General features: G+C 42.3%; 18 protein-coding genes, 1 tRNA gene and 3 pseudogenes. 13 read left to right on the top strand and 9 right to left on the bottom strand.

Annotation, left to right across the window (positions count from 1 at the left end; genetic code table 11):
* Positions 1-69 precede the first annotated feature (69 nt).
* Both znuC and znuB read left to right on the top strand, forming a co-directional pair.
* Positions 70-825, top strand: a complete 756-nt coding sequence (znuC, locus tag A7Z06_RS08010; RefSeq protein ID WP_105279390.1) for a zinc ABC transporter ATP-binding protein ZnuC — start codon at positions 70-72, stop codon at positions 823-825.
* Positions 822-1,607 (top strand): zinc ABC transporter permease subunit ZnuB, encoded by a 786-nt coding sequence (gene znuB, locus A7Z06_RS08005; protein ID WP_000571472.1) that lies wholly within the window; start codon positions 822-824, stop codon positions 1,605-1,607. Before znuC ends, znuB begins: the two co-directional genes overlap by 4 nt.
* 513 nt (positions 1,608-2,120) lie before the next feature.
* Here znuB and A7Z06_RS08000 read toward each other — a convergent pair.
* From A7Z06_RS08000 to A7Z06_RS07990, 3 genes are all read right to left on the bottom strand, one after another.
* Complete coding sequence (locus A7Z06_RS08000) at positions 2,121-2,567, bottom strand: YcgN family cysteine cluster protein (RefSeq protein WP_024165127.1); 447 nt, start codon at positions 2,565-2,567, stop codon at positions 2,121-2,123.
* A 92-nt stretch (positions 2,568-2,659) separates the two neighbouring features.
* Positions 2,660-3,319: a fumarylacetoacetate hydrolase family protein gene (locus A7Z06_RS07995; protein WP_000284292.1), complete on the bottom strand. Its 660-nt coding sequence runs from the start codon at positions 3,317-3,319 to the stop codon at positions 2,660-2,662.
* A gap of 71 nt (positions 3,320-3,390) precedes the next feature.
* Positions 3,391-3,684 (bottom strand): YcgL domain-containing protein, encoded by a 294-nt coding sequence (locus A7Z06_RS07990; RefSeq protein WP_001516252.1) that lies wholly within the window; start codon positions 3,682-3,684, stop codon positions 3,391-3,393.
* A 128-nt stretch (positions 3,685-3,812) separates the two neighbouring features.
* Between A7Z06_RS07990 and minC the strand changes: the two genes are divergently transcribed.
* The 6 genes from minC (at position 3,813) to A7Z06_RS07965 (ending at position 6,898) form a co-directional block, all read left to right on the top strand.
* Positions 3,813-4,508 carry a septum site-determining protein MinC gene (minC, locus tag A7Z06_RS07985; RefSeq protein ID WP_010345785.1) on the top strand — a complete coding sequence of 232 codons (696 nt, stop codon included), beginning with the start codon at positions 3,813-3,815 and terminating at the stop codon, positions 4,506-4,508.
* Between the two features lie 23 nt (positions 4,509-4,531).
* Entirely contained in the window at positions 4,532-5,344 is an 813-nt protein-coding gene (minD, locus tag A7Z06_RS07980) for a septum site-determining protein MinD (protein ID WP_000101043.1), read from the top strand.
* A gap of 3 nt (positions 5,345-5,347) precedes the next feature.
* A complete protein-coding gene (gene minE, locus A7Z06_RS07975) occupies positions 5,348-5,614 on the top strand; it encodes a cell division topological specificity factor MinE (protein ID WP_001185665.1) in 267 nt (88 codons plus the stop codon).
* Between the two features lie 446 nt (positions 5,615-6,060).
* Positions 6,061-6,213: a hypothetical protein gene (locus A7Z06_RS22415; RefSeq protein WP_370906317.1), complete on the top strand. Its 153-nt coding sequence runs from the start codon at positions 6,061-6,063 to the stop codon at positions 6,211-6,213.
* 1 nt (position 6,214) lies between these two features.
* The gene (locus tag A7Z06_RS07970) at positions 6,215-6,559 is read left to right on the top strand and encodes a YMGG-like glycine zipper-containing protein (protein WP_000730702.1); all 345 of its coding nucleotides are present in this window, start codon (positions 6,215-6,217) and stop codon (positions 6,557-6,559) included.
* A 3-nt stretch (positions 6,560-6,562) separates the two neighbouring features.
* Positions 6,563-6,898, top strand: coding sequence for a YmgD family protein (locus A7Z06_RS07965; protein ID WP_000979974.1), 336 nt, complete (start codon positions 6,563-6,565; stop codon positions 6,896-6,898).
* Between the two features lie 306 nt (positions 6,899-7,204).
* On the opposite strand, the gene ymgF is transcribed toward A7Z06_RS07965, so the two are convergent.
* Complete coding sequence (gene ymgF / locus A7Z06_RS07960) at positions 7,205-7,423, bottom strand: cell division-associated protein YmgF (protein ID WP_001043536.1); 219 nt, start codon at positions 7,421-7,423, stop codon at positions 7,205-7,207.
* A 171-nt stretch (positions 7,424-7,594) separates the two neighbouring features.
* Positions 7,595-9,118 carry an EAL domain-containing protein gene (locus tag A7Z06_RS07955; protein WP_001246515.1) on the bottom strand — a complete coding sequence of 508 codons (1,524 nt, stop codon included), beginning with the start codon at positions 9,116-9,118 and terminating at the stop codon, positions 7,595-7,597.
* Positions 9,119-9,998: 880 nt separating this feature from the next.
* Between A7Z06_RS07955 and A7Z06_RS07950 the strand changes: the two genes are divergently transcribed.
* On the top strand, positions 9,999-10,328 hold the full coding sequence (locus A7Z06_RS07950; RefSeq protein ID WP_010345776.1) for a YkgJ family cysteine cluster protein: 330 nt from the start codon (positions 9,999-10,001) through the stop codon (positions 10,326-10,328).
* 309 nt (positions 10,329-10,637) lie between these two features.
* Positions 10,638-11,354, top strand: a complete 717-nt coding sequence (locus A7Z06_RS07945; RefSeq protein ID WP_000532931.1) for a YebC/PmpR family DNA-binding transcriptional regulator — start codon at positions 10,638-10,640, stop codon at positions 11,352-11,354.
* A gap of 110 nt (positions 11,355-11,464) precedes the next feature.
* On the opposite strand, the pseudogene tnpA reads toward A7Z06_RS07945, so the two are convergent.
* Positions 11,465-11,834 (bottom strand): annotated as a pseudogene (gene tnpA, locus A7Z06_RS07940) (IS200/IS605 family transposase); the annotation flags it as partial.
* A gap of 711 nt (positions 11,835-12,545) precedes the next feature.
* Positions 12,546-12,621, bottom strand: a tRNA-Met gene (locus tag A7Z06_RS07925).
* 324 nt (positions 12,622-12,945) lie between these two features.
* Between A7Z06_RS07925 and A7Z06_RS07920 the strand changes: the two genes are divergently transcribed.
* Together A7Z06_RS07920 and A7Z06_RS07915 are read left to right on the top strand one after the other, a co-directional pair.
* Positions 12,946-13,239, top strand: a complete 294-nt coding sequence (locus A7Z06_RS07920) for a hypothetical protein (RefSeq protein ID WP_024165126.1) — start codon at positions 12,946-12,948, stop codon at positions 13,237-13,239.
* Between the two features lie 246 nt (positions 13,240-13,485).
* Positions 13,486-13,750 (top strand): annotated as a pseudogene (locus A7Z06_RS07915) (IS3 family transposase); the annotation flags it as partial.
* 113 nt (positions 13,751-13,863) lie between these two features.
* On the opposite strand, the pseudogene A7Z06_RS07910 reads toward A7Z06_RS07915, so the two are convergent.
* Positions 13,864-14,031: pseudogene (locus A7Z06_RS07910) on the bottom strand (isocitrate/isopropylmalate family dehydrogenase); the annotation flags it as partial.
* A gap of 535 nt (positions 14,032-14,566) precedes the next feature.
* Here A7Z06_RS07910 and ompT point away from each other — a divergent pair.
* A complete protein-coding gene (gene ompT / locus A7Z06_RS07905; protein ID WP_001201818.1) occupies positions 14,567-15,520 on the top strand; it encodes an omptin family outer membrane protease OmpT in 954 nt (317 codons plus the stop codon).
* A 249-nt stretch (positions 15,521-15,769) separates the two neighbouring features.
* Here ompT and appY read toward each other — a convergent pair whose 3' ends face one another.
* Positions 15,770-16,519 carry a DNA-binding transcriptional activator AppY gene (gene appY, locus A7Z06_RS07900; protein ID WP_000386784.1) on the bottom strand — a complete coding sequence of 250 codons (750 nt, stop codon included), beginning with the start codon at positions 16,517-16,519 and terminating at the stop codon, positions 15,770-15,772.
* Between the last annotated feature and the right edge of the window lie 113 nt (positions 16,520-16,632).

Raw genomic sequence — 16,632 nt, 5'->3', positions numbered from 1 at the left:
AATCATCGTAATGAATACAAGAAGTGTGATATTATAACATTTCATGACTACTGCAAGACTAAAATTAACATGACAAGTCTGGTTTCCCTGGAAAATGTCTCGGTTTCTTTTGGCCAACGCCGCGTCCTCTCTGATGTGTCGCTGGAACTTAAACCTGGAAAAATTTTGACCTTACTTGGGCCGAACGGCGCAGGTAAGTCGACGCTGGTGCGGGTTGTGCTCGGGCTGTTAACACCAGATGAAGGTGTTATCAAGCGCCACGGAAAACTGCGTATCGGCTACGTGCCGCAAAAGCTCTATCTCGACACCACGTTGCCACTGACCGTAAACCGTTTTTTACGCTTACGCCCCGGTACATATAAAGAAGATATTCTGCCCGCACTGAAACGCGTTCAGGCCGGGCATCTGATTGACGCGCCAATGCAAAAGCTCTCTGGCGGCGAAACGCAGCGTGTACTGCTGGCGCGCGCGTTGTTAAATCAACCGCAATTATTAGTGCTGGATGAACCCACTCAAGGCGTGGATGTAAATGGTCAGGTTGCGTTGTACGACCTGATTGATCAACTGCGCCGCGAACTGGATTGTGGCGTATTAATGGTTTCTCACGATCTGCATCTGGTGATGGCAAAAACCGATGAAGTACTTTGCCTCAATCACCACATCTGTTGTTCCGGCACACCGGAAGTCGTTTCCCTGCATCCAGAATTTATTTCGATGTTTGGACCTCGCGGTGCTGGGCAACTGGGTATCTATCGCCATCATCATAATCACCGCCATGATTTACAGGGGCGGATTATTCTGCGTCGGGGAAATGATCGCTCATGATTGAATTATTATTTCCTGGTTGGTTAGCTGGGATCATGCTGGCCTGTGCCGCAGGTCCGCTGGGTTCGTTTGTTGTCTGGCGCCGTATGTCTTATTTCGGCGACACGCTGGCACATGCATCTTTACTTGGCGTCGCGTTTGGCCTGCTACTGGATGTGAATCCTTTCTATGCAGTGATTGCGGTTACGCTGCTGCTGGCGGGCGGTCTGGTATGGCTGGAAAAGCGCCCACAACTGGCGATCGATACATTATTGGGAATTATGGCGCACAGTGCTTTGTCGCTGGGTCTGGTCGTCGTCAGCCTGATGTCTAACATTCGCGTTGACTTGATGGCATACCTGTTTGGTGATTTGCTGGCAGTGACGCCGGAAGATCTTATCTCCATTGCGATTGGCGTGGTCATCGTGGTGGCAATTCTGTTCTGGCAATGGCGCAATTTACTGTCGATGACGATTAGCCCGGATCTGGCGTTTGTCGATGGCGTGAAATTACAGCGCGTAAAATTATTGTTGATGCTGGTGACGGCATTGACGATTGGCGTGGCAATGAAATTTGTCGGCGCGTTGATTATTACCTCGCTGCTGATTATTCCTGCGGCTACTGCACGTCGTTTTGCCCGCACGCCGGAGCAGATGGCTGGTGTCGCTGTTTTGGTGGGGATGATTGCCGTAACTGGTGGTTTAACCTTTTCCGCGTTTTACGATACGCCAGCAGGCCCGTCGGTGGTGCTGTGTGCGGCGCTGTTGTTTATTATCAGTATGATGAAAAAGCAAGCCAACTAAGTTGCGACTGGCACTATACAGTGCCAGTTTCATCGACCAGGTCACCACATTGCGAGTATCAGCAAAAAACATTCTGTTAAGAACAAGCGACCAGAGAATGTTTATATGGTCTGCATAAAATCCATGTCCGCATTCGACAAATTAAACGACGATATTAAGAATTCTCCTTTGCAGTTATTTCCCCACGAAAAATATTATCGTTCTCTCGAAAAAACGTGAGTGAGCAGATAAGCAGTCTCTGGAAACTGGCAATAAATACAGGAATGTAGCACCGAGAAATAGGAGTATCAGTATAAGTTCGTACAGCGTATGAATTGCAGCACATTTGCTCGCAGGGCATTAAGTGCAGGAGTAAATCCAATCTTCATTACTGCACAGAGGGGCATTTTTCTGTTCGCGTTGGGGGCAGATAATAATGACAATCCCCTGGCAATTCTGAATGTAAATTTCAGTTCTGATGCACCAACAGTGCCCCGTTCAAAACGAGAAAGTAATCCCTTCTGTTTCAAATGCTCACTGCGCCCAGTCCGGTTTATTGAGTATATGATCCTGCCAGTCGATCACTTCTGATTCTTTCACCGCAATATGACGTACAGAGATTCGCTCACCGTGCATTGCCGCTTTCGAACCAGTCATCAGCGGATGCCACTCTGGCAATGCCTTCCCTTCCGCCAGCAATCGATATGCACAGGTCATCGGTAGCCATTCGAATGTTGGCAGGTTTTCGCGGGTTAATTTGATGCAGTCAGGTTCAAACTCGAAGCGGCGTTCGTAGTTCCGACATTGACAGGTTTTAATATTAAGCTGACGGCAAGCGACGTTAGTGAAGTAGATTTCGTCGGTGTCTTCATCCATCAGTTTATGCAGGCAGCACTGACCACAACCATCACACAACGACTCCCATTCTGCATCGCTCATTTCATCAAGGGTTTTACTTTGCCAGAAAGGTATATCGCTCATCAGGTGTTCCGCCATTACGTTAAAACGCACCTTATAACCAGTCTGGCACAGCGATGCAAGTTTTGCCGCCTCATTCAGGCGGCAAAAAAGTATTACAAAACGCGAGTTGTCAAAGAATGACCATCAAAAGTAACAGTCAGTTCATCGCCACTGTATAGCGGGCCGACACCATCAGGCGTGCCTGTTAACACAACGTCACCGGCCTTGAGGGTAAAAAACTTGCTCATATAAGCAATCAGCGGAACGATTTTATGGATCATGTCCGCAGTCGTACCTTGTTGGCGTTGTTCGCCGTTAACGCTCAGACCCAGCAATGTATTTTGCGGATCGCCAGTGAACTCTGCGGCAGGAATAAACCCGGAAAGAGGACAAGAGTTATCAAACGCTTTGGCCTTTTCCCACGGCTGCCCGGCTTTCTTCATTTTTGCCTGAATATCACGTAATGTCAGATCGAGCGCCACGCCGTAACCTGCAATGGCTTTGCGCACATGCTCTTCCGTAGCCTGACGTAGCGTCGCGCCAATCAACACAGCCAGTTCTACTTCATGATGAACCGCGCCGAAATCTGAGGGAATAGCCAATGGCTGGCGCAGATCGCACAGTGCCGTTTCAGGTTTAATGAACAACACGGGCTCTTCAGGTACTTCACTCCCCATCTCTTTAATATGTCTGGCATAATTACTGCCAACACAAACTACTTTACTCACCGGATAATCCAGCAGTGCACCTTGCCAGTTGTGATGTTGATACATAACGTTCCTCTCACTTCATCGTGGATCTTAAAACCCGCTCCGACAAATATGATGCCACCGCCGGATATTGGTTATTTTTTAGTGCTGTCTGTATTTTTCGCCATCACAGAAAGATGTTGCTTCAGCAAATCCTCAGGAGGAGGTGGCAATTGAAGATAATAGCCATGCTCAGCTAAGGCCTGTTTAACTTTCTCAATATCGGCATTTACCAGTTTTTTTCTCCCGTCCAATGGAAGAATCATCGCAAGTTGCGGTTGACCAAAACCTTTCATCAGCTCCTCTGGAACACGTGAAAAGTCGTCTTTTTTTTCAACATATAAATAGGTCTGGTCACGTTTACTACTTCGATAGATCACACAAAACATAATTTTACTCTGAATAAATGGGGGGGTGACTTGCCTCAATATAATCCAGACTATAACATGCCTTATAGTCTTCGTAATATCATCGCACGCTGATGATGATGGTAATTAGCTAATTGAGTAAGGCCAGGATGTCAAACACGCCAATCGAGCTTAAAGGTAGCAGCTTCACCTTATCTGTGGTTCATCTGCATGAGGCAGAACCTAAGGTTATTCATCAGGCGCTGGAAGACAAAATCGCTCAGGCTCCGGCATTTTTAAATCATGCTCCCATCGTACTCAATGTCAGTGGCCTCGAAGAACAGGTCAACTGGCCAGCAATGCACAAAGCTATCTCAGCAACAGGCTTGCGGATCATTGGTGTCAGTGGCTGCAAAAATGCGAAGCTGAAAGCTGAAATCGAAAAGATGGGGTTGCCAATCCTGACTGAAGGAAAGGAAAAAGCGCCACGTCCAGCACCGGCTCCCCAGGTTCCTGCGAAAAATACAACACCGGACACAAAAACGCGCTTAATAGATACCCCTGTACGTTCCGGTCAGCGCATTTATGCGCCACAATGTGATCTGATTGTTACAAGCCATGTTAGTGCAGGGGCAGAATTGATCGCAGATGGTAACATTCATGTCTATGGCATGATGCGCGGTCGTGCGCTAGCCGGGGCAAGTGGTGACCGGGAAGCACAAATATTTTGTACGAGTCTGATGGCAGAACTGGTCTCTATCGCCGGTGAATACTGGCTGAGTGATAAAATCCCAGCAGAATTTTATGGCAAAGCGGCACGACTGCAATTAGTCGAAAACGCTTTGACCGTTCAATCGTTAAATTGATCCCTTTTTAACAAGGAATTTTTATGGCACGCATTATTGTTGTTACTTCGGGGAAAGGGGGCGTTGGAAAGACAACCTCCAGCGCGGCCATCGCCACTGGTTTGGCCCAGAAGGGAAAGAAAACTGTCGTGATCGATTTTGATATCGGCTTGCGTAATCTCGACCTGATTATGGGTTGCGAGCGCCGGGTCGTTTACGATTTCGTCAACGTCATTCAGGGCGATGCAACGCTAAATCAGGCGTTAATTAAGGATAAGCGTACTGATAACCTCTATATTCTCCCAGCTTCGCAAACTCGCGATAAAGATGCCCTCACCCGCGAAGGGGTGGCCAAAGTTCTTGATGACCTGAAAGCGATGGACTTTGAGTTTATCGTTTGTGACTCACCGGCGGGTATTGAAACCGGTGCATTAATGGCTCTTTATTTCGCTGATGAGGCCATTATTACCACCAACCCGGAAGTTTCCTCAGTTCGTGACTCTGACCGTATTTTAGGTATTCTGGCGTCGAAATCACGTCGCGCAGAAAACGGCGAAGAACCCATAAAAGAGCACCTGCTGTTAACGCGCTATAACCCTGGTCGCGTGCACAAAGGAGACATGTTGAGCATGGAAGACGTGCTGGAGATCCTGCGCATCAAGCTCGTCGGCGTGATCCCAGAGGATCAATCAGTATTGCGCGCCTCTAACCAGGGAGAACCGGTTATTCTCGATATCAACGCCGATGCGGGTAAAGCCTACGCTGATACCGTAGAACGTCTGTTGGGAGAAGAACGTCCTTTCCGCTTCATTGAAGAAGAGAAGAAAGGCTTCCTCAAACGCTTGTTCGGAGGATAAGTTATGGCATTACTCGATTTCTTTCTCTCACGGAAGAAAAACACGGCCAACATTGCAAAAGAGCGGTTGCAAATTATTGTTGCTGAACGCCGTCGCAGCGATGCAGAACCACACTATCTGCCCCAGTTGCGTAAAGATATTCTTGAGGTCATTTGTAAATACGTACAAATCGATCCCGAGATGGTGACCGTACAGCTTGAGCAAAAAGATGGTGATATTTCCATTCTTGAGTTGAACGTGACCCTGCCGGAAGCAGAAGAGCTGAAATAAGCTGTATTAGCTCAGGTCCGATCTGACAGTTACCGGTTATTTATACAGGTATCTGTCAGATTACACCCTGGTTAAATTTTTCTCTTCCCCGGTTCGCTATTAAGTAATGTTGTCATCGGCGTCCAGGCACAGCCCCCTTCCCTCCGTTGAGTTCGCTCATTTGGTTGCTGCGTTGTTAGTACAGGAAATGGGAATTACCTCCTGTTTTGTATAAACGGTAACACTCCCCATTCAAGCTCCAGCGTCAAATTAAGTCGCAACTAATTCACATTATCGCCACCAGAATAAAATCACTGACATTACGTTTTCTGATAAATATTGTTCACATATAAATTACACAATAACATTGATATTTCAGATTGCCTTACCTTTGCAATGCAATGTTAACACTTGATGACATTTCTTGAATAAAATATTCAAAATCAATGAGTTAATTATTATTTAAGATTATTCCCATTCAAGCGAAAAACATAACTCTTATTATACAAACCGCGCTCATTTTGAATGATCTGAATAATATCGAGCGTTCTTTAGTTAAGCTGCTCTTAATTGAAGACGAAATTATTGTGTGTGCAACTTACTTAATACCGGACATCTAAGTTGAAGAAAAAAACACTCGCCTTCGGGCTCATCTCAATATTACTCTGCTCCACGCCAGCCATGGCGGATATGAATCGCACCACTAAAGGCGCATTGTTAGGCGCAGGCGTAGGCTTACTGACTGGCAATGGTGTAAATGGCGTACTGAAAGGCGCTGCTGTAGGTGCAGGTGTTGGCGCAGTCACTGAAAAAGGTCGCGATGGTAAAAATGCCCGTAAAGGCGCAAAAGTAGGTGCGGCCGTTGGCGCAGTCACTGGCGTCCTGACCGGCAATGGTCTGGAAGGCGCGATTAAAGGTGCTGTGATTGGTGGTACAGGTGGTGCCATTCTGGGTAAAATGAAATAAGGTATGATGATGAAAAAATTTGCTTTACTGGCTGGACTGTTTGTTTTCGCACCAATGACCTGGGCGCAGGATTATAATATTAAGAACGGCCTGCCGGCAGAAACCTACATTACTTGCGCAGAAGCCAACGAAATGGCAAAAACTGACAGCGCACAGGTTGCAGATATCGTCGCTGTAATGGGTAATGCCAGCGTTACTAGCCGTGATTTAAAAATTGAGCAATCTCCAGAACTGAGTGCCAAAGTGGTAGAAAAACTGAATCAGGTTTGTGCTAAAGATCCGCAAATGCTGTTAATTACCGCAATTGATGACACCATGCGTGCCATCGGCAAAAAATAATAGTTAATGTAGTACCGCGTCGATTTATTCGACGCGGTATATTTTTAGCGGATGGATGTGCTTATAAACAAAAATGAAGTGTTAGTATTTGGCTTTAGTTTATTCCGTCAGTTTTCACTGTATCAAAAACTATTTTACTGCAATCATATCCGTATACCCCCGCCTCACCGCAGAGTAATTTTCCCAAAACTAAACCTGACCAGTTTTTCCAGTTTCAAAGATTAATCATCTACTGATTGGATTTATAAGCATTTCTGATCAAATATCCTGTCAGCCCAAATTGTCAAAACGTATTTAAAAGAAGGGTTAATGCTGATCCCTTTGGCTTACCAGCTTCCCTCTTAACCGGTTAAGCAAATTGATTACCAGCCAAACCAGTGCATTGATTAAATTTATGGTAACAAGCACTTCTCCTAGCCAGATGCTGGGTTTGGCGATCAGGATAATCAGGATGGAGATCAGCATAAACGCAATGGAAAAGATGATATACAAAGTGAAATAATCCAGGCTATTACTTTTGTTCATGCTACTTACGGTGATCCTGACAAAATCTTCAGACAATTATAGCAAACAAAATAATGAACAATAGTAACAAGAAGCAACGAGCTAATTACCTGTCTACAATTGCACCATTTCATCGCCTTGCTGATCAATTTTCAGCCAAATATCATCATGCTATATCAATTAGTGCAATATTCACTCAACAACCACTTTCACCTTCGGTTTTGAGAGAATAATTTTGACGAGTTCAATATACGTCACCGGTTTATAGAAATAGTACCCTTGCTGGAACGTAATATTATTCTGGTTCAAATAGTCGAGCTGCTCCTTCGTCTCGACGCCTTCGGCGACAATACTGATAGAAAGTTTGCGCGCCAGATCCAGCACACAGTCCAGAATTCTGGTGGAATCAGGATCTGCATTGACCCGACCGACGAAACTGTGATCAATCTTAATATAATCGATGTGCAGATCATGGAGATAAGAAAGCCCTGAGTAGCCCGTACCAAAATCATCCAGCGCGATAACAAAACCATTTTCATGCAGAATGTTCAATCGCTGAACCAAATTTTCATCAACATGTAACGCTTCACGCTCAGTAACTTCAAGAACGAGATTCAAATCATGGCGAGTGAAGCTGTCGCGGTATTTCAGACATTCTTCAACAAATGTCGGCGAAATAATATGCGAGGCGCTAAAATTGATCCCAACATGAAATCCTTCCGGCAGTTTACTGGCGATCGCGTTCATTTGTGTGGCGACCTGACTCATCAAACTTTGGGTGAGCGGAACTATCAACCCTGATTTTTCAGCAAGTGGAATAAATGCTACAGGTGAAATATATCCTCCACGAGGATGTTTCCATCGGGCAAGAACTTCTACGCCGCGTAACGTCCCTTCCCGACCATTAACTACCGGTTGGTAAAAAGGCACAATCTCACCATTGCTTATCGCCCTACGCAGAATCTGTTCAGGTGTGTCTGTCTTATTGAAATATTTATCAAGTAAAAAGGCAGCGGAACAGGATATTAAAAGGCTGAATATCAAAATACCCAAGCCTTTGTCGATCATTCTGGTAAAGCTAAATAGCGGCGGCTGGTTATAGATAATACTGAAATGATATTCAGTGGAGTTAACCCGTCCAGAAAGTTGATGTCTGCCATTGAGAGTTGTCACATCTCCCGACGGCCCAATAATATTATCCCCCACGCGCAAACTATATTTCACCCCCTTCAACGGCACATGGAGCGCCCCACGGATATGCTGGTCGCTAATAGTCACCAGGATACGCGTATCAGCGAACTGAATCTGATAGAGCAGAATGGGTAATCTATTTACAGTGTCGAGCGCCGGAGCCAACAGCAAATTACTGTCTGGTATCTCAGGAATACGGGATAGCAGTACCCGATTACCCGGCAGCGATGTACACCAGACAGCACCTTGTTTGAGAATGATGATCGTCCGCAGATGGGGTTTCAGCGCGGCCTCTGTACCTAGCTGATATTGTTCATCCAGATCGCACCTTTTCCCTGCAATTTCCATCGCCGTTTGAGTCGCCTGTGACGCTTCCTCAAGAATATGATTAATGTTGTTGGCGGCGTACTTCGCCCCCGCCAGGCTCTCTGCTTTTGCGGAATACCAGAGCTGAATATTCAAAATAGAGACGCCAGTAATAAACAGGCACACCGCAACGAGGATGGGGATAAGTGTATTGCGCATTCGCGTGTCCCAGGACCATTATTCTCTGTTCATTCGCTCAATCTGGCGTCTACAGAGAGCATGGTAGAGAGAATCAGAAATATCCACGTTCTTGATGAAATTTTACCCCACTATGCCGTAATACCTTCAATGTTGGATAAAGATCTCAAGTGAGTGTTAATTGACTGACCCTAAGGCAGAGAAGACGTATTGAGCAACAAACCAGAACAAGAATATTGGGTAGGCAACGTTCTCTGTGTACTCATCCTTTAATACTTAACTGTATCAATGAGTAAGGATATGCTGAACTGGTACAACGTCGATGGGGACAGTAAAGGTTATACCGAGGTAAGGCCGTGTAAATTGTTACTCTACGCGACCCAGCTTTTTCTTCAACAGCACACGACACCTGCTCATAACAAACGGTATCCATCAATAGCGGCATCCAAAATCAGATCCATTACATACAGCAATATCACTGGAATGAATGTGAAGAATCGATAGCAGTAATATAAGTTGTACAAGTCAAACGTGGATTTTTTATACTCTTAAAAACCAGAGAAATAACTTTTTCTGATAACATCTATAACCAGTTAGAATAAGAAAGAGAGCGATATATTCTTATTTAGCAAGTCAGGCTATAGAAAACATATAATGCGAATTCTGGTTACGTAAGGCATTTTCTTTTCACTAACTCAATGTTACAAATTGTAAAGATTAACTCTTCCTGTTTGTATTCAACTTGTCTGGTCATATCTAAATAGATATGTAAAATTGATAACGGCTGGTAATCATTCAATACTCGCACTATAGAAAGTTCGCCAGCCTGCCGCAGGCACGCGCCTTTATACGACGTGTCTGCGGTTTTGTTGTGATATTTATATAGAAGTACTGGTGAATTATGAGCAATCTGAATCCATGCATGGCGTGTGGTGCCTGTTGTGCATTTTTCCGCGTCTCTTTTTACTGGGCCGAAGCTGATGATGCAGGCGGAACCATACCGGCTCATCTTACTGAGCAGATATCCCCTTACCACCGATGTATGCGCGGAACTAACCAGAAGAACCCACGCTGTATTGCCCTGGCAGGAACGCCTGGAAAAAACGCCTGCTGCACAATATATAAAAACCGCTCTTCCACATGTAGAGAATTCGCCATGTCAGGCGAGCATGGAGAAATTAATGAGGCATGTAATCGCGCTCGAGCTAAATATGGACTACCTCCAATTTAAAAACTTTTTCAAGTTTAATTAGCTCCATACGATCGCCATCCTCAACAATATATCCAGGTAGCGAAACTAACTATGCCGCGACATTACTGTCGCGGTTAATCCATTAATAATAAATACAGAAAAAACCAAAATAAATCATATAACACCCCATCAATAATTAAGACCATTGATAAAATTAAAGCACGTCTGTAGCATTATCATATTTTATTTTTCATAGACGAGTTTTTTCGTGTTATGTTATAATATGGCGAATAAACACAGGTTATCAACTTGTCAGTAATGTAAATAAATTTCGAGGAGATCATTCCAGTGGGACGTAAATGGGCCAATATTGTTGCTAAAAAAACGGCTAAAGACGGTGCAACGTCTAAAGTATATGCAAAATTCGGTGTGGAAATCTATGCTGCCGCTAAACAAGGTGAACCAGACCCAGAATTAAACACATCTTTAAAATTCGTTATTGAACGTGCGAAGCAGGCACAAGTTCCAAAACACGTTATTGATAAAGCCATTGATAAAGCCAAAGGTGGCGGAGATGAAACGTTCGTACAAGGGCGTTATGAAGGCTTTGGACCAAATGGTTCAATGATTATCGCTGAAACGTTGACTTCAAATGTTAATCGTACAATTGCTAATATTCGCACAATTTTCAATAAAAAAGGCGGGAATATTGGAGCAGCAGGTTCTGTCAGCTATATGTTTGACAATACTGGTGTGATTGTATTTAAAGGAACAAATCCTGACCATATTTTTGAAATTTTGCTTGATGCTGAAGTAGATGTTCGTGATGTGACTGAAGAAGAAGGAAGCATCGTTATTTATACTGAACCTACAGATCTTCACAAAGGAATTGCAGCTCTAAAAGCCGCTGGAATTACTGAGTTTTCAACAACAGAATTAGAATTGATTGCTCAATCAGAAGTAGAACTTTCACCAGAAGATTTAGAAATCTTTGAAGGGCTTGTTGATGCCCTTGAAGATGACGATGATGTCCAAAAAGTATATCATAACGTTGCTAATCTCTAATTATAAATATCCTCCGGCTATGCCGGAGGTTTTTCAGATGCACCTATAAGGCTCTGTTTCCAGCCGCGCCCTAACTGGTGCATATGATCTAACATTTGCATTCAACTTCGTTACTTACGACCCGCAAATAAGCTGCCTGGATATGGGTTCAATAATTGTTCGCCAATTTTATCTTCTTCGAGCTGGTGCTTTATATATTCTTGTATTCTTGCTGTGTTCTTACCCACCGTATCTAAATAATAACTTCCACATCAAAATTCCCTGTTCCTGTATTTGAACTTGAGATCTCTAAATTGCTCATAGAGCATCTGACTGCGTTTACCCTTCAGATAGCCATAAACCTCGATACGCTCATTTTCGACGGGATCTCCACAAGTATGTGGATATATCCACACAGCATTCTGCTTTCGCATCGGCTAACTCCTTTGAGTATTTTGCATCGAGTGCAGCAACATCGCACTGGCGCAACTGCATATTAGTAAAGGAAACGTCCTCAGCTTCTTGTACCGTCTGATTATCGATATCACCCCCGAAGAGGGACTGTTGAATAAATCAGATTGTAGTGAGCAATCAGGCTAACGTCAGAAAATAAAAAGGGCGCCTACTGGCAATCTTATGAATTCAACACATTACATATGGGTTCAGGTATTGCACAGTCCTGTACCATGTAATTAATATCGAAAGGCAATAAAAATATCCGATATATAAATCATGATACTTGCCCATAAAAAAGCCCTTCCGGAGATGAAGGGCAGGTTTTTGTATGCGCAATGTTCCATCATTTGCATGGTGCCGGGTGCCTCCCGGTGAGTCCGGCATCAGCATCCGAACCCGCAATATTGCCGCTAAAGCCGAAGGATATTTGCAACCTTGCTGATATGCCCCTCCGCACAGGGGGATTCACCATGCAGGTGATTTTTTAACAAATAAGAAAAATGGCATCAATACCATAATCTCGAAAACACATAATTTTATCAAATACAATTAATTTGTTATCGGAATATGTTAATTACGGATTTTCCTGCATCCGAAACAACAAAATCCACTCAACGGCAGGTTTATACTATTTCGGCACAATATCAAAATTTGCTCAAATAAAGCAAAAGGAGTAATAGTGACCTGTTGATATCCCCGCGCAGCCAAGTTCGAAGGTTGGCGCTCTCTCCCCCAATGAGCTAATGGCTGTATGGTTGGTGGCGCTTGCTGGATTTGAACCAGCGACCTGGCGATTATGGGTCGCTCACACTCACCACTGAGCTAAAGAGTCAGAAAAACAAATTTGCTTCGTTAAAAGTACATATATACAGTCTACATTATCGCATTATTAATAAAAAACAAAAAATTGATATTTTCTTATCTATTACAGTTATTAATCTCATTGTATATTTTGATGATTTATATCACCTTATAAAAACAAGTAAGGCTTTAACCATTATCAAAACAAAAATTTCATCATATTTTGAAACAAAAGGATTCAACAGATATATCTATCACCACGATAGACCACATATCAAAAACATTACAAAATATCTTAACTATGAAAAAAAATGTTTTTATAATATTTTTAAGTATTCTCTGTACAGGAGCCGTTGTGGATCATCCTCACTTAGACAGTAGGATACCAACAAACGAAATAATCAATTGTCTTTCCCGCTCCATCCAGGAAAGTGGTTATATAATGGATCTAAACGGCACCAGGCTGCCTATTAATGCAAAAGAATTCGCAACATACAAAATGTCAAACTTCTCCGGTTCATTCTGGATCGAATATTCAACAGAAGGAAGACCAATAAGGGAGGCTGGTATAAAAGATGCAACACAGGAGAGTTATAAGGTTCTGAATGATGCATTGCGACTATGTAGTGAGACCCTGACAAGATATTGACGTTCACAATCAATGTATTTACAGACCACATATATATTTATCAACAAATCAGTTTTCCGAAATTGTTGAACATAAATCAAGGCTGAACATTTCATCTCCGACAGTCCGCTGGCAAAGATCTTTTTCGGGTTTATCTGTGAATTAACGATGCAAAAAACTGTATATCTGCGGGTTTGTATTAAAATCCTAACACAGACATAAAAAGTCTATCATTGCGCTTAACTTATCACAGATACGGGAAAAAGTGAGCTAAAGAAAAAGCGACAACGAATTGAAATGGAAAACGAAATATTTAAAAAGGCTACAGTGCTCTTGATGCGGCTCCCTTGAACAGTTCTCGATAATCGGGAAACTCAGGGCGCTCTCTGCCACGTGTTCGGGGTTCATCGCAGTAGCTACAAATACTGGAGGAAAACCAGACGGCAGATGTGCTGTATTACGCAGTCAGGTACTTGAGCTACATGGCATCAGCCACGGTTCAGCCGGAGAAAAAAGCATCGCTACAATGAGTAGAACTGCTATCTGCCCCACCAAACTATCAGGGGGTTTTGATAACCCTTAGCAAGCTAACAAAAAACAACGGGCGTGTTATACGCCCGTTACAGTTTTTAACACATGCAGAAATTACATGTTTTCGATGATCGCGTCACCAAACTCTGAACATTTCAGCAGCTTAGCTCCGTCCATCAGACGTTCGAAGTCATAGGTTACGGTTTTCGCGTTAATCGCGCCTTCCATACCTTTAACAATCAGGTCAGCCGCTTCGGTCCAACCCATGTGACGCAGCAGTATATAAAAACATTAAGTTCAATTCATTGATATTTAATGATAAAAATTATTTTATTGTCTTTTTATTAGCCAAAATCAACTTTATTCAACCGTTTGATTTCATTGACGTTCGTTTTTATTTTGGGGAAAGGTTTTATCTACCATTTATATCAAAATTACAAGCCTACATTTTATTAACATCTCAATACATGTGAGGCCTTGCAGACCTTTGTGAGGCCTTATGTGTCTCAGTTTTGTCCCTCTTTTTTGTACTAAAAAACATAGTAATTGAGGATAAACCTCATGCTATTTTCGCTTATATGCCTCTAAAGGCATGGCACTTAAATAGATAAAAGCACCACAAAATCATAAAAAAACCACACAGTAAAACCGCAATATGAAACAATAACAGATAATTAAACCAAAAACAGATAGCGCATTGTGATAATCATTCAATACTAAACAAAATATAAACAGTGGAGCAATATGTAATTGACTCATTAAGTTAGATATAAAAAATACATATTCAATCATTAAAACGATTGAATGGAGAACTTTTATGCGGGCGAAACTTCTGGGAATAGTCCTGACAACCCCTATTGCGATCAACTCTTTTGCTTCTACCGAGACTTTATCGTTTACTCCTGACAACATAAATGCGGACATTAGTCTTGGAACTCTGAGCGGAAAAACAAAAGAGCGTGTTTATCTAGCCGAAGAAGGAAGCCGAAAAGTCAGTCAACTTGACTGGAAATTCAATAACGCTGCAATTATTAAAGGTGCAATTAATTGGGATTTGATGCCTCAGATATCTATCGGGGCTGCTGGTTGGACAACACTCGGCAGCCGAGGTGGCAATATGGTCGATCAGGACTGGATGGATTCCAGTAACCCCGGAACCTGGACGGATGAAAGTAGACATCCTGATACACAACTCAATTATGCCAACGAATTTGATCTGAATATCAAAGGCTGGCTCCTCAACGAACCCAATTACCGCCTGGGACTCATGGCCGGATATCAGGAAAGCCGTTATAGCTTTACAGCCAGAGGTGGTTCCTATATCTACAGTTCTGAGGAGGGATTCAGAGATGATATCGGCTCCTTCCCGAATGGAGAAAGAGCAATCGGCTACAAACAACGTTTTAAAATGCCCTACATTGGCTTGACTGGAAGTTATCGTTATGAAGATTTTGAGCTAGGTGGCACATTTAAATACAGCGGCTGGGTGGAATCATCTGATAACGATGAACACTATGACCCGGGAAAAAGAATCACTTATCGCAGTAAGGTCAAAGACCAAAATTACTATTCTGTTGCAGTCAATGCAGGTTATTACGTCACACCTAACGCAAAAGTTTATGTTGAAGGCGCATGGAATCGGGTTACGAATAAAAAAGGTAATACTTCACTTTATGATCACAATAATAACACTTCAGACTACAGCAAAAATGGAGCAGGCATAGAAAACTATAACTTCATCACTACTGCTGGTCTTAAGTACACATTTTAAGAACGCCAACTAAAATTTCCCCGAGGTGAAAATCGCCCCGGGGAATAACTAGCCATTTCAATGTAACAATTAACCCTTAAAATAAACCCAGAAGGTTATTAACTAAATCACATAGAAAACCATCAATTATAGTGTGTATAAAATAGGCGACAGCAACCCAATTACAAATTAATGGTTCCAGAATATCACATCAAAAAACACGCTGTATAATATTATAATTAACATGTAGACAACTTGTAATAAATATTATCAGTCAATTGTTTTGTTTATTCCATCTGTGACGCCGATTATTTTCTCAAAATAATGAGATGGCGTGACACCATAATAATCTTTAAATGCACATATGAAATATGAAGTACTGTTATAGCCACATTTCTGGGCTACGACATTGATAGAATAAGAGTTTGAAGTTATGAGTTTTTTTGCATACCTCATCCTAGTATCTCTCAATATTTCAGTAAATGACGTTCCTTCATCCCTTAATCTTTTTTTTATTAAACTTTCACTCGTATAAATCAATTCCGCAATATCTTTTAAATGCCATTGCCGCTCAATATTAAAACTGATTATTCCAGTAATTTTACAGGTAAATGTATTTATATTTGTTAGTATAAATGAATTTACACTTTCGCGTTTTTTGAACATGGCAAGTAAGGATATACATAGTCTTTCTTTTAACCAAAGGGAGTGTGAGTCTGCTATTTTAATCCCTTCAAACAGAGAAAAAACAAGCGATAATGGAGGTTCCTCTTCAGCAATATAGCCATTCTTATCAAGAGTAAATTTGCCAGGCAACTCATTATTCACGTCGATAAAAAAGGATAAACATGTTTTCTTATCTATATCAACAATTCTTAGTTTAGAGGGGCATACTGGTAACTCTCTTCTAATTTTGTCGCTTACAATAAACAATGAATTTTTTTTGAACGAGATAACTCTCCTGTTTATAATTAAATCAAATGATTGACAGATGAAAACTACGGAGCAAACATAATCCATCTTGCACCTATCATAAAATTAAAACAAGTTGATAGTAGTCAAATAACAACCAATTAAATACACAATCATAATCAGGATGATGTGCATTTATATTTTTATACACAAAATTATAG

It is taken from the genome of Escherichia sp. MOD1-EC6819 (assembly GCF_002965765.1).
GTDB lineage: Bacteria > Pseudomonadota > Gammaproteobacteria > Enterobacterales > Enterobacteriaceae > Escherichia > Escherichia ruysiae.
The sequence above is the reverse complement of the archived record's forward strand: the minus strand, read 5'-3'. Positions and strand labels throughout refer to the sequence as shown.